This window comes from Pseudoalteromonas sp. RW-H-Ap-1, assembly GCF_048318575.1.
Lineage (GTDB): Bacteria > Pseudomonadota > Gammaproteobacteria > Enterobacterales > Alteromonadaceae > Pseudoalteromonas.
Window position 1 is genome coordinate 1573810 of the sequence record NZ_CP166996.1, and the last position, 26946, is coordinate 1600755.

The 26946-nt window shown below is 40.6% G+C and carries 36 protein-coding genes and 1 pseudogene; 9 read left to right on the top strand and 28 right to left on the bottom strand.

Annotation, left to right across the window (positions count from 1 at the left end):
* Positions 1 to 187 precede the first annotated feature (187 nt).
* The 3 genes from AB8618_RS07310 to AB8618_RS07320 are packed head-to-tail and all read left to right on the top strand — an operon-like array spanning position 188 to position 2296.
* A complete protein-coding gene (locus AB8618_RS07310; protein WP_413402005.1) occupies positions 188 to 1045 on the top strand; it encodes a 6-carboxytetrahydropterin synthase in 858 nt (285 codons plus the stop codon).
* On the top strand, positions 1038 to 1856 hold the full coding sequence (locus tag AB8618_RS07315) for a M23 family metallopeptidase (RefSeq protein ID WP_413402007.1): 819 nt from the start codon (positions 1038 to 1040) through the stop codon (positions 1854 to 1856). The genes AB8618_RS07310 and AB8618_RS07315 overlap by 8 nt, the downstream gene beginning before the upstream one ends.
* Before the next feature lie 5 nt (positions 1857 to 1861).
* Complete coding sequence (locus tag AB8618_RS07320) at positions 1862 to 2296, top strand: acyl-CoA thioesterase (RefSeq protein ID WP_008114650.1); 435 nt, start codon at positions 1862 to 1864, stop codon at positions 2294 to 2296.
* Between the two features lie 199 nt (positions 2297 to 2495).
* On the opposite strand, the gene AB8618_RS07325 is transcribed toward AB8618_RS07320, so the two are convergent.
* From AB8618_RS07325 to AB8618_RS07345, 5 genes and pseudogenes are all read right to left on the bottom strand, one after another.
* Positions 2496 to 3818: a Na+/H+ antiporter family protein gene (locus tag AB8618_RS07325; RefSeq protein WP_413402009.1), complete on the bottom strand. Its 1323-nt coding sequence runs from the start codon at positions 3816 to 3818 to the stop codon at positions 2496 to 2498.
* Positions 3815 to 5787, bottom strand: a pseudogene (locus AB8618_RS07330) (transglutaminase TgpA family protein). The gene AB8618_RS07325 and the pseudogene AB8618_RS07330 overlap by 4 nt, the downstream one beginning before the upstream one ends.
* Positions 5780 to 6766, bottom strand: a complete 987-nt coding sequence (locus AB8618_RS07335) for a DUF58 domain-containing protein (protein ID WP_409425405.1) — start codon at positions 6764 to 6766, stop codon at positions 5780 to 5782. Before AB8618_RS07335 ends, AB8618_RS07330 begins: the two are co-directional and overlap by 8 nt.
* Before the next feature lie 4 nt (positions 6767 to 6770).
* The gene (locus AB8618_RS07340; protein WP_413402012.1) at positions 6771 to 7676 is read right to left on the bottom strand and encodes an AAA family ATPase; all 906 of its coding nucleotides are present in this window, start codon (positions 7674 to 7676) and stop codon (positions 6771 to 6773) included.
* An 8-nt stretch (positions 7677 to 7684) separates the two neighbouring features.
* Complete coding sequence (locus tag AB8618_RS07345; protein ID WP_409425407.1) at positions 7685 to 8068, bottom strand: response regulator; 384 nt, start codon at positions 8066 to 8068, stop codon at positions 7685 to 7687.
* Positions 8069 to 8354: 286 nt separating this feature from the next.
* Here AB8618_RS07345 and AB8618_RS07350 point away from each other — a divergent pair, with 286 nt between their 5' ends.
* The gene (locus AB8618_RS07350) at positions 8355 to 8756 is read left to right on the top strand and encodes a hypothetical protein (protein ID WP_409425408.1); all 402 of its coding nucleotides are present in this window, start codon (positions 8355 to 8357) and stop codon (positions 8754 to 8756) included.
* A gap of 1001 nt (positions 8757 to 9757) precedes the next feature.
* Here AB8618_RS07350 and AB8618_RS07355 read toward each other — a convergent pair.
* From AB8618_RS07355 to AB8618_RS07465, 23 genes are all read right to left on the bottom strand, one after another.
* Positions 9758 to 10900 carry a phage minor head protein gene (locus AB8618_RS07355; protein ID WP_409425409.1) on the bottom strand — a complete coding sequence of 381 codons (1143 nt, stop codon included), beginning with the start codon at positions 10898 to 10900 and terminating at the stop codon, positions 9758 to 9760.
* Position 10901: 1 nt separating this feature from the next.
* Complete coding sequence (locus tag AB8618_RS07360; protein WP_055012201.1) at positions 10902 to 11444, bottom strand: hypothetical protein; 543 nt, start codon at positions 11442 to 11444, stop codon at positions 10902 to 10904.
* A 2-nt stretch (positions 11445 to 11446) separates the two neighbouring features.
* Positions 11447 to 11890 carry a hypothetical protein gene (locus AB8618_RS07365; protein WP_409425410.1) on the bottom strand — a complete coding sequence of 148 codons (444 nt, stop codon included), beginning with the start codon at positions 11888 to 11890 and terminating at the stop codon, positions 11447 to 11449.
* A 10-nt stretch (positions 11891 to 11900) separates the two neighbouring features.
* Positions 11901 to 12515 (bottom strand): DUF3164 family protein, encoded by a 615-nt coding sequence (locus AB8618_RS07370; RefSeq protein WP_409425411.1) that lies wholly within the window; start codon positions 12513 to 12515, stop codon positions 11901 to 11903.
* Positions 12508 to 14010 (bottom strand): phage portal protein family protein, encoded by a 1503-nt coding sequence (locus AB8618_RS07375; RefSeq protein WP_409425412.1) that lies wholly within the window; start codon positions 14008 to 14010, stop codon positions 12508 to 12510. The genes AB8618_RS07370 and AB8618_RS07375 overlap by 8 nt, the downstream gene beginning before the upstream one ends.
* On the bottom strand, positions 14003 to 15742 hold the full coding sequence (locus AB8618_RS07380) for a hypothetical protein (protein WP_076921174.1): 1740 nt from the start codon (positions 15740 to 15742) through the stop codon (positions 14003 to 14005). The genes AB8618_RS07375 and AB8618_RS07380 overlap by 8 nt, the downstream gene beginning before the upstream one ends.
* Positions 15742 to 16248, bottom strand: a complete 507-nt coding sequence (locus AB8618_RS07385) for a DUF1804 family protein (RefSeq protein WP_290218191.1) — start codon at positions 16246 to 16248, stop codon at positions 15742 to 15744. Before AB8618_RS07385 ends, AB8618_RS07380 begins: the two co-directional genes overlap by 1 nt.
* Positions 16248 to 16586, bottom strand: a complete 339-nt coding sequence (locus AB8618_RS07390) for a hypothetical protein (RefSeq protein WP_055012195.1) — start codon at positions 16584 to 16586, stop codon at positions 16248 to 16250. Before AB8618_RS07390 ends, AB8618_RS07385 begins: the two co-directional genes overlap by 1 nt.
* Before the next feature lie 9 nt (positions 16587 to 16595).
* Positions 16596 to 17039, bottom strand: a complete 444-nt coding sequence (locus AB8618_RS07395) for a hypothetical protein (protein WP_409425413.1) — start codon at positions 17037 to 17039, stop codon at positions 16596 to 16598.
* The gene (locus AB8618_RS07400; protein ID WP_039036983.1) at positions 17029 to 17283 is read right to left on the bottom strand and encodes a hypothetical protein; all 255 of its coding nucleotides are present in this window, start codon (positions 17281 to 17283) and stop codon (positions 17029 to 17031) included. The genes AB8618_RS07395 and AB8618_RS07400 overlap by 11 nt, the downstream gene beginning before the upstream one ends.
* A 149-nt stretch (positions 17284 to 17432) precedes the next feature.
* Positions 17433 to 17663: a hypothetical protein gene (locus AB8618_RS07405; protein WP_418157345.1), complete on the bottom strand. Its 231-nt coding sequence runs from the start codon at positions 17661 to 17663 to the stop codon at positions 17433 to 17435.
* Positions 17660 to 17851: a hypothetical protein gene (locus AB8618_RS07410; RefSeq protein WP_368484751.1), complete on the bottom strand. Its 192-nt coding sequence runs from the start codon at positions 17849 to 17851 to the stop codon at positions 17660 to 17662. Before AB8618_RS07410 ends, AB8618_RS07405 begins: the two co-directional genes overlap by 4 nt.
* A 2-nt stretch (positions 17852 to 17853) precedes the next feature.
* Positions 17854 to 18159, bottom strand: a complete 306-nt coding sequence (locus tag AB8618_RS07415; RefSeq protein ID WP_409425415.1) for a hypothetical protein — start codon at positions 18157 to 18159, stop codon at positions 17854 to 17856.
* Between the two features lie 9 nt (positions 18160 to 18168).
* Positions 18169 to 18576 (bottom strand): Mor transcription activator family protein, encoded by a 408-nt coding sequence (locus tag AB8618_RS07420; RefSeq protein WP_409425416.1) that lies wholly within the window; start codon positions 18574 to 18576, stop codon positions 18169 to 18171.
* Positions 18573 to 18770, bottom strand: coding sequence for a hypothetical protein (locus tag AB8618_RS07425; RefSeq protein ID WP_409425417.1), 198 nt, complete (start codon positions 18768 to 18770; stop codon positions 18573 to 18575). Before AB8618_RS07425 ends, AB8618_RS07420 begins: the two co-directional genes overlap by 4 nt.
* Entirely contained in the window at positions 18771 to 19169 is a 399-nt protein-coding gene (locus AB8618_RS07430) for a phage protein GemA/Gp16 family protein (protein WP_409425418.1), read from the bottom strand. It abuts the gene before it with no gap.
* Complete coding sequence (locus AB8618_RS07435; RefSeq protein WP_409425419.1) at positions 19166 to 19525, bottom strand: hypothetical protein; 360 nt, start codon at positions 19523 to 19525, stop codon at positions 19166 to 19168. The genes AB8618_RS07430 and AB8618_RS07435 overlap by 4 nt, the downstream gene beginning before the upstream one ends.
* 36 nt (positions 19526 to 19561) lie before the next feature.
* Positions 19562 to 20806 (bottom strand): AAA family ATPase, encoded by a 1245-nt coding sequence (locus tag AB8618_RS07440; protein WP_409425420.1) that lies wholly within the window; start codon positions 20804 to 20806, stop codon positions 19562 to 19564.
* The gene (locus AB8618_RS07445) at positions 20796 to 22460 is read right to left on the bottom strand and encodes a Mu transposase C-terminal domain-containing protein (protein ID WP_409425421.1); all 1665 of its coding nucleotides are present in this window, start codon (positions 22458 to 22460) and stop codon (positions 20796 to 20798) included. The genes AB8618_RS07440 and AB8618_RS07445 overlap by 11 nt, the downstream gene beginning before the upstream one ends.
* Before the next feature lie 9 nt (positions 22461 to 22469).
* Positions 22470 to 23375 carry a hypothetical protein gene (locus AB8618_RS07450; RefSeq protein WP_409425422.1) on the bottom strand — a complete coding sequence of 302 codons (906 nt, stop codon included), beginning with the start codon at positions 23373 to 23375 and terminating at the stop codon, positions 22470 to 22472.
* A complete protein-coding gene (locus AB8618_RS07455; RefSeq protein WP_409425423.1) occupies positions 23365 to 23610 on the bottom strand; it encodes a hypothetical protein in 246 nt (81 codons plus the stop codon). The genes AB8618_RS07450 and AB8618_RS07455 overlap by 11 nt, the downstream gene beginning before the upstream one ends.
* Before the next feature lie 48 nt (positions 23611 to 23658).
* Positions 23659 to 24111: a hypothetical protein gene (locus tag AB8618_RS07460; RefSeq protein WP_409425424.1), complete on the bottom strand. Its 453-nt coding sequence runs from the start codon at positions 24109 to 24111 to the stop codon at positions 23659 to 23661.
* A 55-nt stretch (positions 24112 to 24166) separates the two neighbouring features.
* Entirely contained in the window at positions 24167 to 24430 is a 264-nt protein-coding gene (locus AB8618_RS07465; RefSeq protein WP_055012182.1) for a helix-turn-helix domain-containing protein, read from the bottom strand.
* Positions 24431 to 24524: 94 nt separating this feature from the next.
* Between AB8618_RS07465 and AB8618_RS07470 the strand changes: the two genes are divergently transcribed.
* The 5 genes from AB8618_RS07470 (at position 24525) to AB8618_RS07490 (ending at position 26920) form a co-directional block, all read left to right on the top strand.
* Positions 24525 to 25244: a LexA family transcriptional regulator gene (locus AB8618_RS07470; RefSeq protein WP_409425425.1), complete on the top strand. Its 720-nt coding sequence runs from the start codon at positions 24525 to 24527 to the stop codon at positions 25242 to 25244.
* 35 nt (positions 25245 to 25279) lie between these two features.
* Positions 25280 to 25759, top strand: coding sequence for a hypothetical protein (locus tag AB8618_RS07475; RefSeq protein ID WP_409425426.1), 480 nt, complete (start codon positions 25280 to 25282; stop codon positions 25757 to 25759).
* 9 nt (positions 25760 to 25768) lie between these two features.
* Positions 25769 to 26140, top strand: coding sequence for a hypothetical protein (locus AB8618_RS07480; protein ID WP_409425427.1), 372 nt, complete (start codon positions 25769 to 25771; stop codon positions 26138 to 26140).
* A 76-nt stretch (positions 26141 to 26216) separates the two neighbouring features.
* Positions 26217 to 26459, top strand: coding sequence for a hypothetical protein (locus AB8618_RS07485; RefSeq protein ID WP_409425428.1), 243 nt, complete (start codon positions 26217 to 26219; stop codon positions 26457 to 26459).
* 65 nt (positions 26460 to 26524) lie between these two features.
* Positions 26525 to 26920 carry a hypothetical protein gene (locus AB8618_RS07490; RefSeq protein ID WP_409425429.1) on the top strand — a complete coding sequence of 132 codons (396 nt, stop codon included), beginning with the start codon at positions 26525 to 26527 and terminating at the stop codon, positions 26918 to 26920.
* Positions 26921 to 26946 lie beyond the last annotated feature (26 nt).

Below are 26946 nucleotides of genomic sequence, written 5' to 3' on the forward strand. Positions count from 1 at the left end.
ATCTTTGCTTAGAAATTGCCCCGTACTTTAGCGTACACTTGTACGCTAAACAACTCGGAGCAGTTAAAAAATGGTTTAATTATAAGCAATCAGTCAATGCAACTGATTTTAGTATGATTAAACCGCGCAATTACTAACAGAAATCACTATAATTGGGGCTGACTTTTAATCAGTTTAAAGGAAATTTATGACCCTTTTTGTTAACTCACTCACTGTGATTGATTTTTCTTACTTATGCAATAAACGCGGTGCAGTTGGCGAAAGTTGGATTGTTGATTTGACTTTACATGGCAAACTAAACGAAGAGTCTATGGTTTTAGACTTTGGCTTAGTTAAAAAGCAAATTAAAGGCATTATTGATGAGTGTATAGATCACCGTTTAGCTGTCCCTAACAACATAAACGGCAGCATTAACGAGTTTGCTGATCACAAAACATTAGATTGTACATTTGCTGATAATAAGCATTTAGCAATGAGTGCGCCTCATGAAGCATATTGCTTAATAGATACTGATGAGATTACCGTTGAATCAGTAACAGAGTACTTAGTTGCCACCATACTGCCACAGCTTCCTGATAATATTGAAAAGATTGAGTTGGTGTTAAAACCTGAGCACAATCAGAGCTTTTATTATCACTACAGCCACGGCCTTAAAAAGCATGATGGTAATTGCCAGCGTATTATTCATGGCCATCGTTCACAAATAGGTATAAGCCTTGGCGGTATTTCTATGCCTCGTTTGCAAAAACAGTGGGCTGATAAGTGGCGTGATATTTACTTAGCAACTAGTGAAGATCAAATAAACGCTTCTGAATTAAAACATATCTCAGCTAAAAATGATGATGTTTGTTTTGCGTATACTGCGGCGCAAGGTTACTTTGAAATGGCTATTAGTGAATCACGTTGCGACATTTTACCAATTGATACCACGGTAGAATGTATTGCTGACTACATTGCCAGCCAAGTGAAATTAGAGCACCCAGAAAAAGACGTTAAAATTACCGCCTATGAAGGTGTTGGAAAGGGGTCGATTAGTTATGCTTAAATCCTTATTAGTTTCGGCGTTAATTGTATCAACTAGCTTTAGTGCTATGGCGCTTGAGCTAAAAGGGCATTTAACGCAAGGCGGCCTAGTAACTGGGCAATTAGATAACGCTAAGTCGGTAAGCCTCAATGGTAAGTCGTTAAAACTTACTGATAATGGGTTATTTGTACTTGGTTTTGGCCGTGATGCAAAACCTGTACATACATTAAGCTGGGTAGATAAAACCGGAAAAGGCCACAGCCAAGATTTAGTTATTACTCTTCGCGATTACGATATAGATAAAATTACCGGTGTTGCTAAAAAATACGTATCGCCGCCAAAAGCGGTAAGTGAACGTATTAGCCGTGAAGCGGTCGCAGTAAGAAAGGCTCGGGCTGTTAACTCTGATTTAGAATACTTTTTACAGCCAGTACTTAGGCCTGCAAAAGGGCGCATTTCAGGTGTTTATGGTAGCCAACGTTACTTTAATGGCGAACCTCGCAGGCCACACTTTGGTTTAGATATAGCAAACAAAACAGGTTCACCTGTGTATGCGCCGATCAGTGGAACCGTGGTATTTGCTGAACCAGATTTATATTACTCTGGTGGTACTTTGATTTTAGATCATGGTCATGGGGTTACTTCTACTTATATTCATTTAAGTAAGCTTGATGTAAAAGTAGGGCAGAAGATTGAACAAGGTACAAAGGTAGCTGAAATAGGTGCTACGGGCCGTGTAACTGGGCCGCATTTAGATTGGCGATTTAATTGGCAAGGTGAACGCCTCGACCCTGCATTATTAATGCAAGACACATTAGCAAACAAAAAGTAGAAATTATGACTCAAGTAGAGCGCGAAGCCATTATTGCGCAACGTATAAAAGATTCGACCACTTCGGTGACTAAAGCTGTATTTCCTGGGCGTACTAACCATCATAATACGCTATTTGGTGGTGACGCATTAGCATGGATGGATGAAGTTGCTTTTATAGCTGCCACCCGTTTTTGCCGTAAACCATTAGTAACTATTTCATCAGATAGAGTCGATTTTAAAGAAGCAATTCCTGCTGGTTCATTTGCTGAATTAATATCAAAAGTGTCGCATGTGGGGAATACCAGTTTAAAAGTGGATGTTGAAATATTTCTAGAAACCATGCACAAAGATAACAAGCACTCAGCTATTACAGGCAGCTTTACCTTTGTTGCTGTTGATGATAACCACAGGCCAACACCTGTCGTGTGTGACAAAATGCTGCATGGTTTTGAGTTATAACACCGAACAGTAAAAATAATATAAGCACCAATCATGGTGCTTATATTATTAGCTATAAAGAACACATCATACTATGTTTATCTAAGAGATAACTTAGCAATTAAATAAAATAGGAGAGTATTAATTTATCAATGGGGAAGGTCTATTAAAGTAATAAATGAGACTAATAAAAAGGCGTGCATTGCACGCCTGTACATAATTATAAAACCATAGCGGCTATCCAGCCAAACACCAATAACGGAATATTAAAGTGAATAAAGGTTGGCACAACCGAATCCCAAATGTGGTCGTGTTGTCCGTCAGCATTAAGTCCTGATGTTGGCCCTAGTGTAGAGTCAGAGGCAGGGGAGCCAGCATCGCCTAATGCGCCAGCAGTACCAACAAGCGCAGCGGTTGCCATTACAGAAAAGCTTAGCTCTAAACATAAAGGCACAAATAAAGTGGCAATTATTGGCACAGTTGAAAATGAACTACCAATGCCCATAGTTATAAATAAGCCGACCAATAAGATTACTGCGGCTGCTATGGGTTTATTACCGTCAAAAATAGCGGCGCTGCTATGGACTAGGCTAGCAACGTGTCCGGTTTCTTTCATTACCGCAGCAAAACCTTGCGCTGAAATCATAATAAAACCAATCATTGCCATCATGGCAACACCTTTACTAAATACGTCGCCGTTTTCTTCCCACTTAACCACACCAAATACACTAAATATAACCACCCCGACTAAGCCACCTAATATCATTGAGCCACTGGCATTTTGAGCGATCAGAGAAGCAAGCACGGCAAATAAACCAACCAGCATTACTTTTTTTGGGTTTTCAACATCAGCTTGTTGGCTTTGAACTGTTAATGCTGTGCTTGTGTATTCGCGGCGTTTTCGATAACTAATAAATAGGGCAATCAACAAGCCGACAAACATACCAATAGCTGGGATAATCATCGCTAAAGGGACATTGGTATTAACAATTTCAAGGCCATTATCAACTAGGTTTTTATGTAATATTGAGTATAAATAAATACCACCAAAACCATACGGCAGCACCATATACGAGGTGGCTAAACCAAAAGTTAAAATACAAGCAATGGCACGTCTATCTAATCGCAGTTTATTAAACACCACAAGAAGCGGCGGAATCAAAATAGGAATAAAGGCAATATGCACCGGCACCAAGTTTTGAGACGAAATAGCACAAATTAAAATAATAAAGAGGATAAAGTAGCTTAATAAGGTTTCACTAGAACCCGTTTGTGCATTTACTTTGGCGAGTAACTTAGCGGCTAAAATGCGGGTCAAGCCTGACTTTGAAATCGCAACGGCAAAGGCACCTAACATCGCATAACTTAAAGCAATTTCGGCGCCTGATGATAAGCCAGAATTAAACGCATCAATACTTTCTTTTAATCCCATGCCAGCGGTTAATCCGGCAACAAGCGCACTGATTGTCATTGCAACAATCACATTTACGCGGACCAAAGTGAGTCCAAGCATTAAAATAACGCCAATAATAACTGCGTTCATAGATTTCTCTGTTTTATAGATTTAATTAATTTTATCAGATCTTTAGCCTGATTTTTACGTTCTTTGGTAAATGGTTGCCTTGCATAGCGTACTTGCTCAAATAAGTGACAAAAGGCGGTTATTTGTTGCTCTGCATAGGGGGCATGTTGACTAATGTGCAGTAAAGTTTGAACTGGCGCGGCATTTTCAGGGTAGTTTATAGCCTGCTTATCCGCCCAACTGAGTATTTGAAAATACTCTTTTACCAATGGAGGTTGTTTGGTTTTAGCCTTGGGGCGGCTTATATAAATAAAATAAGCATTAAAACTTAAAATTAAAACAATAATAACCCCAAGTGGTACTAACCAAACATAAGTGTTACCAAATAGGGCCGCTAATAAATCTTGTTGTTTGTTTTTATCAAACCCTAGCACCCAACTAGACTATTGGTAATCGAGATTTTCTAATTCAAGGCGAAGCCAGTTTATGGCAGCATAATTACTTAAGCTAACTAAACCAAAATTAATATTGTTTTTAAATTCATCATTTAATGCTGCACTTTGAGATAAAGAGCCATTTAATCGTTCAGGGGCTACAACCGCTGTTGCATCAAATATTTTCCAGCCTTTATTGGTATAAACCTCAACCCAAGCATGCGCATCGTATTGACGAACGGTAATATAGTCATTGCTTTGATTGTACTCGCCGCCTAAATATCCGCTAACTACCCGCGCTGGTACGCCTGCACTTCTAAAAATAAAGGCAGCTGCACTAGCGTAATGACCACAAAAGCCACGTTTATTGTTAAACATAAATTGATCAAGCGTATCATCGCCGCGCATAGGTGTAGGAGTAAGTGTATAACTGAAGTTATTTTGCGAAAAATAATCTAGCAGTTTATTAAAAAGCTCATCGGCGTTAGCACTACTGTTTTTTAACTGTTGGGCCAGTTGATAACTTTTTTGGTTATTACTCACCGTAAGCGTTTTATAAAAACGCTGCTGTATGTTGCTAAGTTTTTTACTCGATAATGGTTCACTGCTAACAGAATATTGTAACACTTTTGATTTATATTGTTTTTTACGCAGCAAGCCTACTGAATTGAAAACTACATTTTCATTATTACTACTGGCATAGCCAAGCCCATATAACCAATCAGCCATTGCAGGCTCAGCAATTATTAAGTATTGAGTGCTATTTCCATTGCTGCTATTTTGGCTTGGCATCATCATAGCCTGTTTTAAAAACGAAGATGTTTTCCAAGCTTTACCATCAAATTCATCATGTACAATAGCTCGCCAATAATAAGGGGTAGAGGCTGAGTTATCATCAAACTTAGCTCTAAAAACTAATTCATCGGAGTTAGATAATTTGGCTATATCAAATGGGTCTACTTGTTCAGATAGGCCTGTTTGTGCCATTTTTGGTCCAGGTAATTGCCAAAATGCAGGAAGTTTTGGTAAAAATATTAAGAGCACAACAGCCAAAGGAAAAGCCAGCAGTATTATTTTCGCGCTTTTTTTGATGACAGTTTTAGACTATGATTCGATTCAAGTAACCCAAGTACAGCAAAGTTTAAAACATACAATGCGCTAATAATTAAAGTGGTAAAAATAGTTTGGCTAAACAAGTACACTGCTGAAAGTGAAAAGAATGTAAGGGTGATGATCAATTGATAATGCTGCTTTGTTTTTGCTTGTAGCAATTTAAAAACGCATGACAACAGTAGCATTGCAACAAACAGCACCACGGTATCTTTAAAGCCTATACTGCTGAGCATAATAATTAATGCTATTGCAGCGAGTCCGTTTGCGAGCCACGCATTGGGTTTTTGTTTGTGTTTAAGGGTTAAATAAATATTCCAACCACATAACATGCTAAGCATAATAATAAAGGGCAGGGGCAAATGCTCTATAAAAAAGCTCACTAACCCTAAGTAAATAAATGACAGGGAGAAATTTATAACGCCGTGATTTTTAATCTCATTCATAGTCAGTGCCTACATTACTTAAGGCTTGTAAGCAGCGTTGCTGATGAAGCTTTCCTGATCCATTTTCTATGAACTTATTGGGCAATTTCAACGAGTAATTAATGTCGCTTTCAAACGCTTGGCATACTAGGTAACACAATTGCCCTAAGCGTTGCTCGGTATCGCCAGTCATTAAGTTAAAATCAAATTGTGTATCAGCAGACTTAAAATTACTAAATTGTTTTACTAATAATTGCTGAGTTTTTGCGTAATGTTTCCATGAAACTCGCTGCAACCCCATTTCTGGCAAATGGGTAATTAAACTTTCAAACTCATCATCGCCTTGGTGCTTTTCATTACCATCATCATTAGCAGTTATTTGGCTTAACTGTTTGTGATTTGGCGTTTTAATAATTGACGGATAAACATAAACGGCATGATCTGGCTGAATATAGCTCCATACGCTCACCAAGCCAAATGGATAATTGCTGGCAATTTTTATTGGCTTTAGTAAATAACAACCTCGCTTTAAATAAGGTAATAGTAATTGGCATTGCATGGTATCGGTTTGCACACTAGTTATATAACAGGTATTTTCAAAATTATTGAGATAACTTAAAGTGATTGACTGGCATGTGTCGTTTGATTTTATTTGCCACACTAATTGAGGTGGCTGTGGCGCATAACTCTCAATAGTATTTTTAAAGGCGACAGTTAATCCTTTTGCGTTGCTATAACCTAACAACAACGCAAAAATAATAATCACAAACATTAAATACGCCATAAACAGTATTAAATTATTTTGATAATTAATTCCCATTACAAAATTTAATAGTGCAACAATCGTAAAATATACACCCAGTGTGGATGGTAAAACATAAATAGTATTATGCGTTAAAGTGATGCTATTTTTTTTGTGCTTATTTTTTAATAAGGCCGTTAAAATTGCACTTTTTATAGCATGAATAAAAGTAGGGCGTTTTATTTTAAAAATACCCATTGGTTTAAACGGGCACTAAAACATGTTTTAAAATGTCTGCAATTTGGTTGTTGCCAGACTCACTATGCAAACCTAATCTATGCTGGCACACACTAGAAAATACCGCTTGTACATCTTCAGGTAGTACAAAGTCTCGACCTTCAATATAGGCCCATGCTTTTGCTGATTTTGCCAACGCCATACTGGCTCTTGGTGAAAGCGAAGCCGATAACGATTGTGCTTCACGTGTGTAAGTCACTAAGTCAATTATATAATCAACAACCGGAGCGCTTAGCGTAATATTAGCTATAGATTCTTGTATTTGTTTAAGTTGTTGTTGGTTAATTCGTTGTGGTAATTGGGAGTAATCGCGCTTTTGATTGTTTAATAGTAATCTTTTTTCGGCGTTTTTAGGTGGAAAACCTAAGCTTATGCGCATTAAAAAACGATCTAATTGCGATTCTGGCAGCGGATAAGTTCCTGCTTGATATAAAGGGTTTTGAGTAGCAATAACAAAAAACGGAGTAGGGAGCGGGTACTTTTCTCCATCTACGGTCACTTGTTGTTCTTCCATGGCTTCTAATAACGCACTTTGGGTTTTAGGACCCGCACGATTTATTTCATCAGCAAGTACAACTTGACTGAAAATCGGGCCTTTATGAAATGAAAAACTGTGCTCTTTATTATTAAAAATATTGGTACCAATAATATCAGCGGGTAATAAATCGCTGGTAAATTGTATACGCTGATAGGATAACCCCAAAACGGCTGCCAATGCATGGGATAAAGTGGTTTTACCCATACCAGGTAAGTCTTCTATTAGTAAATGACCTTCACTAAACAAACAGGTTAATGCTAATTTTATTTGTTGTTGCTTGCCAAATATAACGGTAGATAGGTCATCAATAATAGTGGTAACTAGGTGCTGCATAATGTCCTTTAATCTATTAGTTCTAAACGTTTCATTACGGCATCAACTTTTTGCGCGTTGAAAGGCTTGGCTATAAATTCTTTTGCGCCAAGTTCCCAAGTATTTTGTACGTTCTCAAAACTATTATGGCCTGAGCACATAACCACATGAGCATATGGGTGCTCGTTATTAATCGACTCTAAAATTTCGATGCTTTCAGAATCAGGCAAATTAACATCTAAGAATATAACGTTGGGTGATTTTTCGCTAAGTAAGGGTTTAGCACAATTAAAATTATCGCACTCAATAATGTCATCAAAACCTAAGCCGGCTAACACTTGGCTTAAATCAGCACGGATTTGTTTAACATCATCAATAATTAAAATTGGTTCGAGTGGGCGTACAAATTCCATATGAATACTTCAACATTTTTTACGGCTTGTGATTTAATATTAAGCTAAGCATTAAGGAACCTCAAGGTGATAACTATGAATTACTGAAATAGTCGTTTAAACGCACTTAATGTCCGATACCATATAGTATTAGCGAGCTTAAAGTGATTAAAATAGAGCATCTCATATATATTAGCTCTAACTTCCTATGATTTTTATTACAGAGTTAAAAGGAAAAGGCAAAAAGCCCTTTTTTTCATTACGATATAGACTAAGTTATGGTGACGTATTGACTGTGGCTATGAAAATGGAACCTACAATTAAAGAAATAAAAAGTAAACTTGACTATAGACCGGGTGATATAGGAAAGAGTGGTGAAAAGATTGAGTTTGTCTACAGAGCATCTAGGGATGTTGTAATTTACGAAACTGAGTCTGGTTTTGTAACAGCAGAATATGAAGAAAATTTTCCTGAATTAATACATTTAACTATCAGATATTATCATGAACTTGGAGCGAAAATACCTACCGATATAGATGACCATAAATTTGAAAATCTAAAACGAATGCTTATCTCATCATATTTTGAGGCTCTTAGCTCAAGTACAGAAAAACAAGTAAAAGAAGCTTTCCGTGAAATAAAAAAAGTATTGGAAACACAAAAAAGAGAAGTGAAATTAAGAGTGTTTTTATCCTATCTTCAATTTTAGTTTGCGCATGTATTAGCTCAATATCATTCTATTATTTCAACGTTAGCAGTAACAACTTTAAAGAAATATTTGCTTGTATAAGTTTCGGTTGTATTGGGTCGTTGTTTTCCGTACTGCAAAGAAACAACGATTTTGAATTTGATTCTAATCAAGAAAGTAAATACATAATTCTTCAATCCTGTTTTACATCACTTTTCGGTGCAATATCAGGAGGTATTCTTTTTATAGTTTGTAAGTCAGGAATTGCACTAACAATTGCTAATGAAAACATATATGCATTAGCAGTTTTATCAATTATTGCAGGGTTTAGTGAAAGAATGATACCTGAGTTATTCAAGAAAATAGAAAGTCAAAATAATCATGGAAAAATATAATGTCAGAATGGCATTTACTTGCAATGTTTACTCATGCTTCCCTTAGTTAAACGATTTTGATCTTTGAAAAAGTCAGAGCTCCAAAAAAACCTCTACGTTATATGTTTCATTTACTGAAGGGTGTTCAATTTTATTGAAACGTAACGCGTATTCTTCAATGCCAGCTATGTATTGGAGATAGAATTTCAAACCTGATTTCCCACCCAATGTCCGATACCGTCTAGTATTGGACTTAATGAGCTTAAAGCTATTAAAATAGAGCGCCGCACATGCACTTAAATACCACCACCCATAATTTATATTATGTTAAATAAGCTAAAACCCGTCATTTTGTCGTGTAATTGTTGTAAGGGGTTGTTCATTTCTAGAATAATGATGATATGAGGATTTTCGCCCTCGTCTTTTGGAAAAGCCCATTATTACTGGGGTTAGCTAATCCTGAGCGGAAAATTAGTTAAATTTGAATTACGCTTGGTTTTAGACGAAACTTGTTCAAACTGACTCATTACCCAATCATTCCTGCTCATTATACGTTTAGAATTAGATCATTTCTGATCGTTTAACTTTCCTTTAAATACACTTTAAACGCCTTTTAAACGCTGTTTAAATATTTTGAGCTGCCGATATTTAAAGTTTTTCGGCAGCTATAATTGTATTGAACTGCGGTCCTAGCTCTATTGTGATCATAAAACCTTGGTACGATATTTTTACTTGGTTGCCTATATAAGCAAACGTATTTGGATTTTGAACAGCGTTCATTAGTTCGTGTATTTGTTCAATTGCTAATTGGCCAGTTAAGAGCTTTTCAATTTGAGCGCTGCTCACTGTAACAGTGCTACTATATATAGGTGCGTTTTTACGTGATAACTCGTTTAGTAAATTTACTGGCAAGTGCCCTAGCGTAAATTGCTGGCCATCAGCTCCCGATTTTTTAAGTGTCAACTTTGCTGCTTGTAAGTTTACCTGCTTTATATAGTACTGCTTAGATTTTAAAACTGCCTCGTTAAATTGTGGTACCGCCAGTTGTTGTAAATCCTTTGATAGATTTATGACTGACTTACCCGCTGCAATGTCTGCACCTAACCATGCTTTCCCTGGATTATAATCCCAACCTAAATCAATGCCTGGTAACTTACTTAGCTCTTCACCTGTAGATGGATCAACAACATTAAATGACTCCATAAACTTATCTACTTTTTCAGGCTTAGAAACAGACAAACCCATGCGTGCTATATCGCGCGCATTAAGTGACACCACTTTACACCTGCAGTTATAACCATTCGGTGGATAATGTGTATCCCAAAAAGGATGATCCACAGGCAATAAAATATAATTCCACTTACCGTGTTCAGGTCTTACGCGGCTATCACCAGCAGTTAAGTATAATAAATAAGGTCTACGCTGTTTTATACGTTCTTGTTGTTGCCAACGGCCAGCTGCACGTGCGGTGTTTTTATTGTTTTGATAAATTACTTTTGAACGCCAGCCCCGCTTACCGTTGTATGACCAACCTTGATCACCCACTATTTTGTCAAAGCGTTTTCTAAAGTCCGATATAGTTTCGCCATCACTAATCGCTTTATCTACTGCTTTATATAGCTCGTTAATAATCTCGATTTGAGTTGCACCGGCAACAGTAAATGCCTTGGCGTGAATTAAGCCTTGTAAATCTTTATATGATTCACTGGTTAGCTTAATTTTGTCTTTAAAGTGAGAAATGGCTTCCTTGAATTTTACAAGGTCGCCATATTGTGGAGCTGGTAAGGCCATATTATTGCTCTTTTAGTGACTGTTGAATGTCCTGAATTTCATTTCTGCGTGAGTTATCACGGCTATTACCAAAGAAGAAATTCAATATTGACGCCACAACGGTGCCTAAAATAAAGCCTAAAATGGTGTCTGCAAAGCGTGTGGCGGTATCAGGAATGGTTAAAAACGTTATACAGCCTATGTATATAACCGTTGCAACCGACCAAAACCACGCATAGTAATAAATGAAGCGTTTAGAAAACTTATCATCTTGATTAAGTGCCTGTATCTGCATGTTTCGGGCGCTTTGAGTGTTTTTAAATGCTAAATCATCAAGCTCTTTTTCACGGTTTAATATGGTTTGCCTGAGCTCTTGTTGTAATGCACTCGATTGCTGAATACGGTTCATAGCCTCTTGTGGTGAACCGCCATTAGTGAGTGTTTGCGCCATATCAACAACTTTAGAGGCCACTTTAGAACCATTGTCGCCCCCTATCCAACTGCCTATTTTTTTATCCAAACCAGTAAGCTTTGCAAGGCCAAGTGCTATTGTAATTGGGTCCATAGTTATACCTTTATATAGTCATCAAATGATTTGCCGCCAATTTTAATAAGCTCTAAACCTTCAAGCTTTTTATACTGACGGACGAGGCTTTTAGCGGTTGTAAAATCGCATGTGTGGTATTGAGTTACTTCATAAAGATCTGGCATTTCTTTTTTTGCACGGCGCTTACCCCATATTTTTTCAAAACTTTTAATTGATTTAGCCGTATGTTTTGCGCGGGTTCGTTTACGCCACACATCAGGAATACATGCAGGGCGCTCGTTGTCTTTAGAGTACCAGCGGCCTTTAATTACACCGTCTACGTAAACCACTAAGCTTGTTTTAGACTCAGATACGCGCCCGCGTGTCACGGTTATTTCAAACTCACCATATTTGAAAATAACGGAGCTAAAAAGCCCAGCTAAGTGCTTTTCTATCTCTACCCACTGCTCTTTTGTAATGGCCATAAGCGCCCCGCTACAGTTTTGCTATATCAAGTGAAATTGCTTGCTCAATGCCGTTATCATCTTGCTTGTAAAAGCGGATGAAGCGGGTTGAGTCAACCACGCCAACGGATTCTGCGATAATGTTCATGGCTTTAGCCCATTTGCCTGAATCGTCAGTAATTTCGAGTTTACGCAGTGCTAAAATGCGTTGCGGGTTAAGTGAGCCTTGCTTATCGGTATTGAACGTTTTACTAACAATAGCCTTAATGTTTTGATTGCCGCCTTCGGTCCATTCATCCAAGCATTGATCAATTAATTGTTTAGCAAGGGTAAGCTCTGGGCCAAGTTCTATGCGTTCTTGGGTTTGAAGGGTTACTTTTAATTGGCTGTCAAAGGTGCGTAACATCACATTGCCTTTTTTACCGCCTAAGTTAACGCCATATTCTTGAGCTAATAGCTCTATAAAGTCGTCGGCCTCAGCCATTAAACTTTGTTTAAACTCTGCCAGTGCTTCTTGCATTTTAATCGCTTTATCAATGGCTTTTTTAACAAACTCGTCTTTGATTAAATCGGTTTGTTTGATGTTAGCAATGGCGACTAAATTGCCTTTGCCGTCTTTTAAATACCCGTCAGGAACATTATTCATTGTCTATCTCCACAGTTTTAGAATTAGCCTCGTTCATGCCTGCCATAAACTCATACTCCATTGCTGATTGGGCTACTTGCACCAGCGTAGAGTCTGAAATATCGGGGAATTGTGAGGTGATTTTTTGTTTAAGTTCATCCAGGTCTTTTGATGCCTGAGCAAAATTAAAAAGCTGTTTAATGGTGTCGTCTGTTGCGTGATCAAACACATCTAACTCGTTGGTAAGCTCTACGCTTTCAGTTGGCTTTTTGGCAAACTCGGTTTTAGCAGGTGTTGCAATGCCATGGCCTTCGTCGGGCACATCAAGTACTGCTTCACCGTCTTTTGGTTTAGGTACACCGAGCTCTTGATAAGCCCAGTCTTCACCAACTGGCACAATACGCGCTGTTTCGCGCACGCGGGTTACGGTGTCGGTGTTAATTTCGCGTTTGTCTTTAAAGATGAATTTTGGCGGTTCGCCACCATCAAAATTTACTGTATGAAGCGAATTTAAAAGCTGATTGCGGTATGACGCTACAAGCGCCCTGTCTGAGCGTTGGTTGTCGCCTGCACGTTTTGCATGAGTTTCGCTGGCAGCACGTGCGCCGCCATTTTTTTGCTCTGTTGCTAAGGTTTGACTGGTTAAAGCTTTACTTATTTCAGCATTACAAAAGTTAACCAAGCGCTCGGGCACTGGCTCGCCAGATAGCTTGCTTTCGATGATTTCAATGCTGGTGTCATCGGGTATGGCGGCTATGCCGTCTTGAACAAGCCTAGCTAGCCCATCAAGTAAGTTATTTATGTCTGAATCTTTACTGCCTATTGGGTATTTACCCACAGGAAATGGAATACCAAAGCGCTCGCACAGCTGTACAAAAAACTTAAAGCCGCCATGCTTAAACGTCCATGGCCAAAAACAACTACTTAATAATGCAATACCATACGGGTTTTCGGCACTTGGCATATGGCGAACACACGACCAACGACGAGAGTCGACTATTTCGCCCTGTGGGTTTTCACTGGTTTTTACTAATAACTCGTGATCACTATTAAACGCAAAGCGGCTGTTACGCCATGTTTCTACGTATTCGGGTTGCCAATGGCCATTGTTTTTAATGTACTTGCCAAGGTGAGTAACACTAAAACCGTTTAAAATGGCGCTGTAATTGTGCCAGTCCATATCGGCCCATTCGGTATGTGGGCATGGTTTACGGGCAAAAAAGGCTTTAGCCAACTCATAACTTTTTAAACTGGCTGCGTCGTCACCGCCTGGCACAAGCTCAGTATTAAAGCTAAATAAGCCACTGCGCAGTGAGCGTAACTCTCCAATAACGTGTGCATCACGGGCTATTTCTTCATAAATAGCGGTGTTTTTACCCGCACGGCGCAAAATTGGATCTGGGTTTGGTAGCTCAGTAATAAGCGCTGTTAGGCTTGGGTCTAAGCGGTTTTGGTCAAACATACGGTTAAGCGCAGCGTATGCTTTTGATGTAATACGTGGCTTGCTTTTAAACATGATAGCCCCTTATTTGTTTTGTTACTTTACGGCTATTTACACGAGGAACGCCGCCTGCCCCTGTGCTGGCTATCATCCATAAAATAGCTAGGGCACAACTTAAATCGTAGTGATGGGTTGTTTGCTTTTCTGGCCAGTTTTCAAGCTCGTCGAGCAGTAAGCGACACCGTGAATGAAAGGCAATTTGTGCCGGCGTATTGGTTACATAAGTTTCAAGTGAGCCTATACGTTCCTCTGCAGATATGGTTGCAGTAACACCACGTAAAGGCAGTGCTATACCTTGCTCTAAGCCTGTAGTAATAAATTGGCTACGCATAAAATCAAAGGCATTATTATTTTCAAAGCCCCATACGCGGCAGTTATATTCTTTTTGGGCGCGAATTAAGTCGTTAAGTAAACGGCTAGTACCACGTACTTTGCGGCTTTCGTATTCAACGTGTAGCTTTTGTAAATCTTGGGAATAAAAACCCACTAATATAGCGCTGGGATCGGCTTTTTCTGTTTTGCCCATACTTGGGTCGCATGCGCCATAAGGTATCCATTCGTTTAAGCGGTCTACCCAAAAATCAAACTGGTAAAATATGGCTTCTTCGTCACTTTTGGCAATGCCTTGCATTTCGCGGTTAAACTCGCGTTTATTAGCCGCCCACATACACATTAAATCGTAGAGTGTACGCACACTTGGCCAACTGGTTTGGGCTCCTTTAAGCATTTGCTTTTTACGCTTTAACCAAAATTTAAACGAGGGTTTTTGCTCAGTTGAAACAGCCTCACCCTTTGCGGCAGCGCGTTTTTCAAAGCGTTTGTCGTCATGTACCATTAAATCGCGGCACTCTTCCCATAAATCCATGCGTTCAGGCATTTGTTTAATGGCTTTAAAGCGGTGAACAATATGCCCTGGAGCCTCTTCGGCGCGGCTTATTGGGTCATCGTTATTTAATACGGTATTTACACCTAAAAATTTAACGGTGCCATCGGGTGGGCCAAGGTATTGCACGGCTGCTTCTAAAAAGCGCCAACGGTTATCGCGCTCTGTGGGCGATTTAGCCTCGGCATCGGTAATAATGTCATCGGATAGCAGTAGCTTAGGGCGGCTGGCACCATGGAACGTACCGCGTACTGATTGCTCAGCACCACGGCTTTCAAAGCGAACGCCTTGCGCTGTTACAAACTCGCCTAACTTCCACACAGGGGATTTTTGGCACACTTCAGGAAAGTCTAACGCAAGATTATTATTGTTAAGCAACTCGGTTTTAACTACCTCGAGTGTTTTGGTTGGCATTTTTGTTTCAGCGCCAAACAAAATTACAAAATCAATAAATTGCTTTATTTTGGCAAGGCCCAGGTCTTGGCAAATCTCAGGGTCTTGCAATAGCGCTAACACCGCTACATATACAGGGGCAATTTTTACCCCAAGGGTACTTTTGCCCTCACCACGCGGGGCTACAAACCAGTTTTTCCAGCCATTTTTAAGCTTGAGTGCTTCGGGAAACCAGTTCATAAAATAGCTTTGGAATTCAGACGCTGTTTGATCGTCGTCAAGCCACATATGATGCGGAAAATACGTATACACAAAAAACTCAAAATCGCCGCCAAGTACACGTTTACGACGTGCTTTAATTGCAGCGGGGCTTGGGTCTATGTTGCGCTCTTTTGCTTCAATATCGCGGCGTAGCGAACCGGTTATTTGTTCTATTTCAGCTAAGAACTCGCGTGAATTCATATCGGCCATTAGTCGTCTAACTCCGTATCGAGCTTAGGACCAAACGCGGTAAGTATTTCAACAAATTCGGGCGCAAAGTCAGGGTATTTGGTTGACACAAACTTAGCCAAAATTTTAAGCACTTCGGTGGCAATGGTGCGCTTTTCAAGCTTTTTATTACCGCCCGACACTTTCATTACCTTGCTCATCATATCGGTAAGTGAGCTCAGTATTTTGGTGCGTTGGTCAAGTGGCAGTGCTGCGCCTTCGGCTGATTTTAAAAGCTCAAAGGTTTCGTTTACTTGAATGGTAAACTCTTCAATAAAGTCGGTGGTAAACTCCCCTGCAGTGCCTTCGCTACGGCGGCTTGCTGCACGGGCTAAGTCCCAGTCGTCACCGTTTTCTTTGGCTTCCATTTTCCACCGTCGTGCGGTGCCATCGGCCACACTGTGCTTAATAGCGGCAACACTTAACGCAAGCAGCTCGGTTACATAGCTGTGGCGTACGGCGTTTTTCTTTTCAGCTGGGTGTGCCATTAGCCCGCCATCCCATTTTTTACAGCATAGGCAATAAGCGACACAGCCAAACCCGCAGTGCCACCCATGGCAGCTACTTTAACGCGTTGGTTTGTTAGCTTTTCTTCAACTTTGCTTAAGCGGTCATCTTGCTTATTAATGGCTGCAATTTGGCGTTTTTCGCTTTTTTCTATATCAAGCTTTAAGCCATCGGTTATTTCTTTTTGACGCGCTTCGCTTTTTTCAATGCTTTGATGAATGTCGGCTTTTATATCTTTTAGGTCATTTAAAATAGCGGCTTGACTGCCCTGTATTTCACCAATGGCCTGAAAAAGTAAGTTTTCTTGCTCTTGATTCATGGGTGTTCCTTACGGGTTAAATACTTTAATGCCCGTCCAGGTAGGCGTGCGCACATCAAAATGAAACCAACTCACTTGACCTTCAATGGCGGTGATATACGGGAATTCTTGCGGGTGGGCTAATACGTAGTCACGTACTTGTTGAGCAGTGTAGTTTTTAAAGCTGCAGTCGAATGCTTTGCCTAGCTTATGTTGGCTGCGTTTAGCACCTATGGTGCAATCAAGTGGGCGGTAGCCACGGTATTGATTAGCACCGCCAAAGAACCAGTTGTTTACTGTGCATGGGCCAAATCTGTCGCGTAGTTTTTGCAGCATGCGCAATGCGCGGTCATCAAATAAATGAATTAAAAATAATGGGGTATCGTTAAATAGTTCAAACGTGGCTTTAGGTACCAACTCTTGAAATATAAAACTTGGGGCAGTAGGAACGGCCACTCTTTGTTTAAGAGCCATGCTGTTGAGTCCTTATTTTGTTGGTTAAACGTTGTTTTACTAGGACGTAACAGGCAGGTAAGCGGGTATTACGCACCGGCTTTTTATTCGCTGGGTTTAGCAGCTCTTTCACGCGGGTACGCAATGCGGGCAGGTCTTTTAACGGGCAACGGCGAGAGATTGCAATTTGCTCGGCTTTAGAACTGGCCTTAATAATTTGTTGAGCTAATAACTCAATAAATGGCGCATGCACTGTATTTGTCATGCTGGTAGTAAATCAATTTAGGGGATTGGGTAACACTGTAAAGTTGTTTGCGGCTGGGGGCTTTAGAGTTAGCTTATTAGGTTAAATTAAAAAGGCTTACTAATACAAGGGGGCAAGCCAATTTAATTTTAATGAGGTTTAAACATGGTTTAAATACAATTATATTTTTTGAAACTGGCGTCCCAATCACTGTAATCAGTATCGATAAAATCACTAGGTGAGCGTGTTACTTTAAGCTGCACTTGTATTTCTTCTTTACCACTTAATAATACCCCTAATGACACTTCATTGTCTGCGTAATCACCAGCAAACATATCACTTAGCAGCTCTTCGATATTATCAACTGCTTTTTCTGCTATTTCCCTTGTTCCACTCATCATTTACCCTTAATTTCTCTAAATGCTTCGCGGTATTCATCCATCATGCCTGTCGTGTTTAGGCCAAATAACTTGCGTTGGTTGATATACCGGTTAAGCAGGTTTAAACCGTATTCGTACTGCCACTGCTTAGGTTTAGCGCCGCCGCTAAGTTGCAACGCAGTGAGCAGTACAAAGTTATTGCTTTGCATTGCTAAGCATTGTTTCTTTGATATTTACGGCCGCAATAGCAGCAATGTGTGGCCATTATCGAAATGTCGATTTTAGTTTTATTGCGTGCATGGCCACCACCTTTTTTGGCTGCTTGAAATTCAACTTCAACTTTAGGGTTTACTGGCGAGTACTCCCCTTCAGTTAGAATCATTGATTGCCCTTGCCACCTAAAACCTATATTAATGGCGTCTGCAGGCACTTTGCCTTGCTCTGTTAAATGGTCTTTAACGCGGTTTAATGTATCTTTAAAACAGTTACACGCTTTATTTTCAGTATTGGTATCCATGTTATTCCCCTATAAACTTAAATTTAATTGTGTTTCGTGCGCCCGTTCGTCTTGGTATGCACTGTAAATACTGCTTACTTGCTGGCGGGTTATTTTAAAACGCTTAACCAGCTGCTGAATGTTGCAGGTTTTGGTGTCTAGCGCCTCACAAATTTGTTGATTACGAATTTGCATAAGCACTTTGTGCAACATGGGTATTTGGTAGCTTGAGCCTACATTGGCATTTATTAGCTCTTGTACCAGGGCTTTACCAAACACCTTAACTACTTCGTGATCGTCGGTTGGCTTTTCAGGAATATAAAACATTTGCCCTTGTTGCTCGGTAAGTACGGCAATGGTTTGTTCAACCCCTAAGTGTTTAACAATGCGACGTAGGCCGTGGGGTAATGCCCGTAAATCTATGCTTGATTCGCTCATGATTGCTCCTCAAATAAATAATCTAAGCCATGTTCGCGGTCTATTCGGCGTTGCTCTTGATAGGCTTCTACATCACGGCGAACACGGCATTTTTGCTTGTCTTTTTCTTTTACATTACGGTAGCGTTTTTCCTCTGTATAAGCGGCTTTACGCGGGTTAATAGTAAAGTTTTGGTACTCTTCGTAATTAGCCATTTACGCCCCCTGCTTTGCTTTATGGCGTGCAAGCCATTGCTTAAATACTTCAATAATATGCGGCCACTGCTGGGCGCTTTGGCTTAGCTTTTTGCCTTGTAAGTGTTTTTCACAAAACGCATCGCAGGCCTGTTTTGAATCAATGTTTACCGCGCCTGCGCGGCTCAATTGGCCCCACAGGCTGTAAATCATTTTTAGTTGTACGGGTAACTGTGTTTTACCCGCATTTGGGTTCATAGCGCGGTAACGTGCAAGCAGTTGCTGTTGCTCAAGCTTGGTTAGCCCTGTGCAGGTATTAACACGACCATCGCAAATGTACGACACATTAAGTTGGTGGGTATGTTGGTCGATACCCGCCGCCTTTTGTGCAATTTTGATTTGCTGAGTCAAGTTGCTCACGCTATGTCCTCCAGGGCTTCAATTTCAAAGTGTGGCGCTTGGCCTATGCCAATAATTTTAATGCCCCAGTCTTTCATGCCGCTGGTATAAACCAGCGGAAAATCACGATAGATATTATTAAAACGTCTTGCTGTGTGGGCATAAGAGTTGATTTCATGCACATGGTGAATACTAAATAACTTGTCGGCAGCAAGGGTTGCAAAGGCCGCTTTAATGTTGCCATCGCATTTATCTATGAGCTCGCCTTGTGGGTCTTTTTTAGCAAGTAGGCTTAACATTGTTGCGTTTGTAACCAACGAGCTAAACGCTAAATGCGCGGTGTAACGTGATGTGTTTAATTTTATTGAAAATGCCATGATTAAATCCTTATTTAAATTATGTTTAAACGGCGTTTAAACCGCTGGTTTATTAAGTACTGATGAAAAAATGCCATTGACTAACAGCTTGTCTACGGCGGTGTCTGGGTTTTTGTTGGTGTGGTTAAGCAAGTGCGGTAGCAAGTTTTCAACTAGCTCACGAGCGTTACCCTCAACGCGTTTGTGTAGCCATTGCCACCATTTTGCATCGTCTTGGGCGAGTTTTACGGTGCCTTCGGTGAGCTCTAAAAACAGGGTGCGAATGTCTTCAACGGTTATTTGGCCGATAGGTTTAGGCCAAAAGCATACGCGGCTTGCAATGAGTTCGTAGCGCTCTTGGGTTTGCAGTTTGTCTACTAGTTGAATGTTGCCAACCAGGGTTACGCCTACAATGGCTTGGTCGCTTATGGTGCGTAGTGGGTCAAGCGAGTTAGGTTTGCACTTGTCGGCTTCGTCTAAAATTATTAAACGGTCAGTATCGCGCAGTGCTTGAATAATTTTTTGCATGTTTTTATATGCGCTTGGGCAGCGCGATAAGCCTAGGGCTAACGTTAGTTGCTCAAGCACTTGGGTGCTGCTGGTTTGCTCACTGCCAGCAATTAAAATGGCTTCTTTGTTGTGGCGGCAATACTCCGCAATACCTTTGGTTTTACCCAAGCCTGCTTGGCCTGCAAACACACTAAAGCGTTTACGTTGGCGAGCTTGGTCGCAGGCCATAGCAATAAGCTTAGATGTACTGGTAGGAATAAAGCGCACATCACCGTACACAATACTGATTTGTTTGCGTTCTGGCTGCTCGTTAATTGTTTTAACTTGCTCTACCTCCGCAGGGCAAATAAGCGCCCAAATGTCATGCAAGTGCTTAGTGGGCTTGGCGTTGTATTTACCGTTAATGAGTTGGCTTATTGATGCAGGGCTTTTACCCATGCTCACAGCAATACTGGCGCTAGTAATGTTTTGGTCGCGTATTTCGGGTGATTGCAAACGCAAGCAAATACGCGCTGCGAGTTCGCGATCAGCTTTGTTGTACGACTTATTAAAGCCGTTACGTTTTTCAATGTCGGTAATCGCGGCTTCACCAAATAGCTTATGCCACATAGCAACAATGATTTTTTCAGGGTTAATGGTGCATTTATTTGCTAGTACTTCTTTAACTGATTGCAGGGCAAAGCCACAGTTTAGCTCATCAATGGTCATACCTGTGGTGCTTAACTCTTGGTTAATTAACTCAACACGCAGCGTTTGCTCAGGCGTGTATGGGTGTGGTTGGCTATAGCTCATAGGTTGTTTCCTTGCGTAAATTAGGTTGATCAAGTAATTCGTTTAGGTCGATTTCGTGCTGCGGCTGTGTTGGCGTTACATCAAAATCAAAAATATTTACGGGTGCTTGTTGTGCCTCAATACCCTTAATAGGTGCTGCAAACTTAGTCACAGACTCAACATCGATAATGCGGTCTTGGGTTTCTTGGGCCTCGATTTCACGGCGCTTGGTGTCGATGCGTTTTAAGCGGCCAGTTCGGCGTTTGCTTTCGGCTTGCTCAATACGTGACGTAGGCACGGCGTGCGATTTAGTTTTTAAGTTAGCGAACATTAAAAACTCACCGTTTAGCTTATAAAGCTTGGTGTAGCTGTCGTCGTGTAGGTCGTAGGCAGCAATGAGTTCTTGGCCATTAAACTGGTGTAAAAAGTCGGCACTGTAATCACGTTGGTGTAAGCGAAAACGGCCACGGCGAATGTTGACGGTTTCGCGTGGTAGCATCACAAAGTCACCCTCTACTGGAGGTACGTGCTCTATGTTTTCGTCCCACACTTGCTGGCGGGTTTTGTCCTTAATTTCAGGGTGCTCACTGTTGTGGTAGTCGTTTAAAAAGGCTTTAAATTCGGCTATCCACTCGTCTACCGTAGGCAATTTACGTTTGCCTTGCTTGGCCTCTTTAAGTACCAGTTGCTTATGGCGATCGTCGTGGTCGCGCCCGCAATAGGTGCTAAAGCGTTTACCCACGCGGTCTTCCATATGCAGGAAAAACCGCTCTATCCATTTCACCCGGGCGTTGCCTGGTATGGCAAATATTACGTCTATTTCAAACTGGGCGTAAAAGCCGGTGGTGTCGTCGTTCATGAGTTTGTTTTTGTAGCCTGAGCCGTTATCTAGGTAAAACATGGCAGGCACGTTGTTATGCACTTTTATAGCGCGGCTTATAGCTGCTAGCGTATCAAGCGTGCTTTCGGCATAGCCCAGTTCCCAGCCCACAATGCAGCGGCTTGCTACGTCTTGAAACGCGGTTAACTCAGCACGGTAAGGCTTACCCGTTTTAGGGTGCGCTAGGTATACGTCGAGCGTGTGGCCATCGCCGTTATACATAACACCAGGCTTAATGTTATCGGTTGAACGTAATAAGTGGTCTTTATGTTTTTCACGGTACAGTTTTGCACCCATGCGGTACGGGCTTTGTGGGCCAAGCTCGTGCGGCAGTGCATTAATAAAGCGGCGCACTTGGTGATGCTCAGCCTTGTAACCCTCTTTATTTAGTTGGTCGCTCACTTGTGCAAAGCTTGGGCTGTTTGGGCTGTGGTAAAGCTCTAAGCAGCGTGCCAGCCAGCTGTATTGTGTTTGCGCTTTGCCTTTATGGTTAGGTAATAAGCTGTTAATGCCGTTGTCTTTGTAGGCATTGCACCAGTTATAAATGGTTGCGCGCCCTGGTAACTTACCCAGTGCATCAATAGCGGTTGCAAGTGTGGCCATTGCTGTATTTGCACGGTACGCGGTTACAAGCGCTTCAAACGCTTTAGGTATGCCACACTCTTGCGTTAATAAATGGCGAACTATTACTGCCCTACTTTGGGCTTTTTTACGGGCTGTTTCGCTGGCATTTTGCCAACTTAGTTCCAAGCCTGTGCTTGGCAACTTATTGAATTTTTGAACTGCAGGATGCATTGCTCTCTCCTACTCGCGGGTTTTAATACGGTCGTTAAACATGGCGAGCATGTATTCACGGTTTGCTTGGGCGTCTTGCCATTCATCTTCGGCAAATTGCGGTATGCACTCAGCGCCGGCTAAATGCTCGGGGCCAAACTCGCCGCTTAAGCGGTTGAGCATGTGGGTAATGCGCTGTTGTATGCCTAACCATAAATGCCACGTGGTTTGCGCTGCACCTATGCGGTGGTTTAGGTCAAGGTCGCGGGTATTACAGAGCTGCTCGACCATAGCTATAAACTCTTCGAGTGACTCGTTAACAACGGCATTGTGTGCAAACGACTTTTGGCGGACCTGTGCAACTAGCATAGGCAGCTCGTACATTTGTTTAGGGGCCTTGGTTAAGCGCTCAGTTTCAAGGGCGTTAATAAGCGTGGCTGTTTGCTCTTCAAGGTCTTGCGTTCGCTCAGTTAGCTTTTGTACTTGAGCGCGAATTTCTTTGCCGCTGGTTTCGGCCAGTACATCAAGGTCGTCATCATCTAACTGGGCAATAGACTCAAGCGGTACTTTGGTCAGCTCGCTAAGTTGGTGTTGGCTCATATTCAAAAGCGACAATTTGTCGCTTTTGCCTTTTGGTAAAGCTGAGAGCATTTTAGAAATAGCTATTGAGCGCTGTGCAGTACGTTTGTGAATGCCTCGTTCTTCTAATAAAGTTAAGAATTCACCATGAGAAACCTGTTCTTTTACATTAAGCAAAATAAAGCCTGCCTCTGCGGCATCGGTAAATTGGCGGTTTGCTAAAAACACTACGCGGTCCATACATTCGGCTACGCTTTGTGGCATCACTATGTTGAGTGGGGTTTTAAGTTTTTGTAGCTGGTGTTCAATTTCGTTGGCGTTTTCTTTACCTACTACATCGACTAAATTAGTGCTCATGGCCACCTCCTAGTTTTATAGCGTGGCGCTGCGCTACTGCAAGGTGTAATTGGTTTTGCTCAGCTTGTTGCTCAAGTTTTGCTACCTCTTGCCATAGCTCATCAATGCTCATAGTTAAATCAACACCCAATGACTTAGCTAGTGCCTTAAAATTTGCATTGTTAATATCAATATTTGTGTCGTCTTTATGTTCAGTTTCCTGAATTTCAGACGGTTCTTGGTCTTTGATAGTCATTATTTTTAGCCTTAGTTGGGTTTTATAGCGGGTGGTGTAATGGTGACGTCATTCTTGATTATCGTCGTTTGTCAGTAGCGACTCAGCTATATAGCGCTGCATTGCGGTGCGCTCTTCTATTTCCATTTGCAGCTCGGCATGTTGTTGCAATAGTTGCGAGCGCTGGTCAACCGCTTTAAACAAAATAGGTTTGAGCAATATATTGGCAGGCTCGGTTGAGCGCACGGCGTAACACAGTGCAGGTAAAAAATGCATGGGCATATAGTGAGCTTGGCTGGGGGCTAGCCATTTATTTAGTTTGGCTTGGTCAACCTCGTTATTTTGTGAGTGTAGTGCGTCGTTCATGCGGTCAGCTATTACTGGACGACTAAAGCCTGAACGCTTCATGGCTGAACATACACTGTGAATAAACAGGTGATATATATCGCAGTCTGGCGCTATATCGGCATCGAGAATGCTTTTAGTGAGTTGTTTTTGCTGTGCCATTGTTAAATGTTCCATGGTAAAAATCTCTTGCAAAATTACATTGATTTAAAATGCGTTATTACCGATGCTGTTACTCAGCCGATAAAAGCTCGCGCAGCGCTTGTACTTTTTGGCTGCGAGTGTCTTTATTTTTGGTATAGGCAGGTACATCAGGGAAAATAGCGTCTACCGGTTTGCCAATAATTTTGGCAATGGCGGCAGCCACTTTGTACGAGGTGGTGTGCTGGTAAACAACACTGCTTACATGAGATAGGTTTAGGCCAAGTGCCGCTGCCACAATTGACAGTGAATAGCCTTTTTCTTCAAGTGCTTGTTTTATTTGCTCGGGTTTCATTGTAGAGTACCTTTTGGTTTACATACGCTTTTTGGTTCTTTGGCGAGATTTAAAGTGTATGTTTTTGTTAATGTGTGGTGAGAATAGGACATATATGTCTACATATCAACCCTTGCAAGACATAAATGTCTGTGAATTATTTAAAAAAGAACGTAACCGACTGAATTTAAGTCAAAAAGAAATTGCAGATTTTTTAGGGATGTCATCAAAACAGATCAGTCGATGGGAGACTCAAATTGCAATTCCATCTGATAAATTAGCTTTATTATCTGGTTTAGGGTTTGACACTAATTATATTATTACTGGTATTAGTGGTGATTCATTACCAGTTGCCGCAGCACCAACACAAAGCACAGCGCTGCAAACCAGCCATGCTGATTTAACGGCGGTGCCGCAATACGATTTAGCGGCCAGTGCGGGTGGCGGTGCGTTGGTTATTGCCGAGCACCCTATTGCACGGTTTGAGCTTTCTACCCGTTGGCTGCAACAAAATAACCTACATAATAAAAAACTGACTGTAGTGCCTGTGCGCGGCGATAGTATGGAACACACCTTGTATGACGGTGATTTAACGCTAGTGTCGCTTATTGATGACCCAATAGATGCCCGTGAAGGTGTGTGCGTACTGCGCTTTGACGATGAGATTTTTGTAAAACGTATTCAGTACGATTTTAAAAGTAAAGGCTATAATATTACGAGTGACAACAGCGCCTACTCAGGTTTTTTTGTAGATGCGGATGATATTAACGCTGGGCGCTTTAGCGTGCTTGGACGTGTTGAACGTGTATTGCAACGGACACGTAAAGTGGATTGATCGGATTTTAACGCTTATTTTATAAGGAGTTATTTATGAAACGAATTTATATAACTGCTGCTATATGTGCGATTATTATTGGATGTAGTAAGAAAGAAGATACACAGGCTACACAACTTACCCCACCACCAGAAAATTTCATTAGTCCTTATCGGTTTATTACGTTTAGATTAGAGGCCGTAAGTGATATTTTAAAGGTTGCGCCAAATGCCAACGGTTCAATCACCACGACCACCTCACAATATAAAACACGCTATGACAGCACAGACGGTGTTATTAGCTATTCTGAGATTTACTTGCTGGAGACAGCACCATGTAGCCAAACTGAGTCGTTTGACCCTATAGCAGTGTTAAAAGCTGTTGCGGTCAATTCGCAAAGTTTAGAAGAGCGAGACAGAATGACCCATTTAGCTACTTACTATGATCATAAAGAAAAATTAAAAATTAGTATTACCTGTGAGCAAGACGGAACGCCGATTGTGGTGAGATTTAGTAATAAGTATTACGGGTATTAAAGGATTTCCATGCCAGAAGTAGATAAAAAATTAGTGCAGGAATTAGCATTGCAGCATAAATTAAAATTAAGAAATGCTCATATTAATAATCTTCCCAGCACTAATTTGGAGCTTAAAAAGGAGCCGGTTAAATTAAGTGAAGGCCTAGATGAAGAATCGGTAAAAAATCTAAAAACACACTATCATGAAAAAATGCAGGTTACTGACTCATCTGACGAATTAGCTATTAACAATGATTTACTTGATAAGGATTTTACTGCTGTTGAAGTAGCAGAGCTGGAGCTATTTAATATGTTACATGATGTAAAAATTGCCAAGACTATAATTTACTCGGTAGTGATTACTTTAGTTGTTATTTTAATTGCATTCTTGGGGTTTTAATAAGAATTAACCAATAAGTTTAATTTAGCATTTTTTATGTAACGCACTACACTTGCACTATTGGATTGGAGTAAATATGGATTACGAGCGTGATTGGTTGGATCTTAAAAACATACGTAGGCTTGCTTATAAACACCATAAAATGTTGTTAAGTGAAATTGAGTTTCATCGGATTGAGTTTATTCAGATGGAAATAGATAAAGAACTGTTAATAATCAATAATTATCTTGGTGATGAAAAATTTAAATGTTTTAAAGCTTCCTATAGAGAAGAGTTAATGAATTTAAGTATGTTGCGATATCAAAAGTTGTTAGATTAAATAAGCCATTCATGTACTGACAGAATTTTTACCTTGGATTAATTTTCTAGGGGGAGTTTTAATCTATGAAGTTAGAACGTGAAGACATACGTGAATTAGCTTTAAAGCATTTCGAGGCAATTGACCTTAGTTACTCTCTTAATAATATGCCACAAGCTCAAGTAAATATTGATGAAGAAATTAATATTATTACCGCTCAGCTTACTACTGAAGAAATTACTTTGTTTAATAAGGTTTATGCTGAAGAGATGAAGTTGATTAATGATTTGTTTGAGCAAAGAGCTGAATACTGGACTAAGGAAGTTTCTAATTTTAAATTTGAAAACTTAGAGGGTGAGTTCGAAAGTAAAACTCAGCTAGGAATAGTCTGCTATTTTTTTGTTTTACTTTTTGTTGTACTAGTGATGTTTATAGTTGGTGTGTTTTGGGTTGAAATAAACCCTTTTGTTTTTGGCTTATAGCTTACTATTCTTAAACGGCTGTAAGC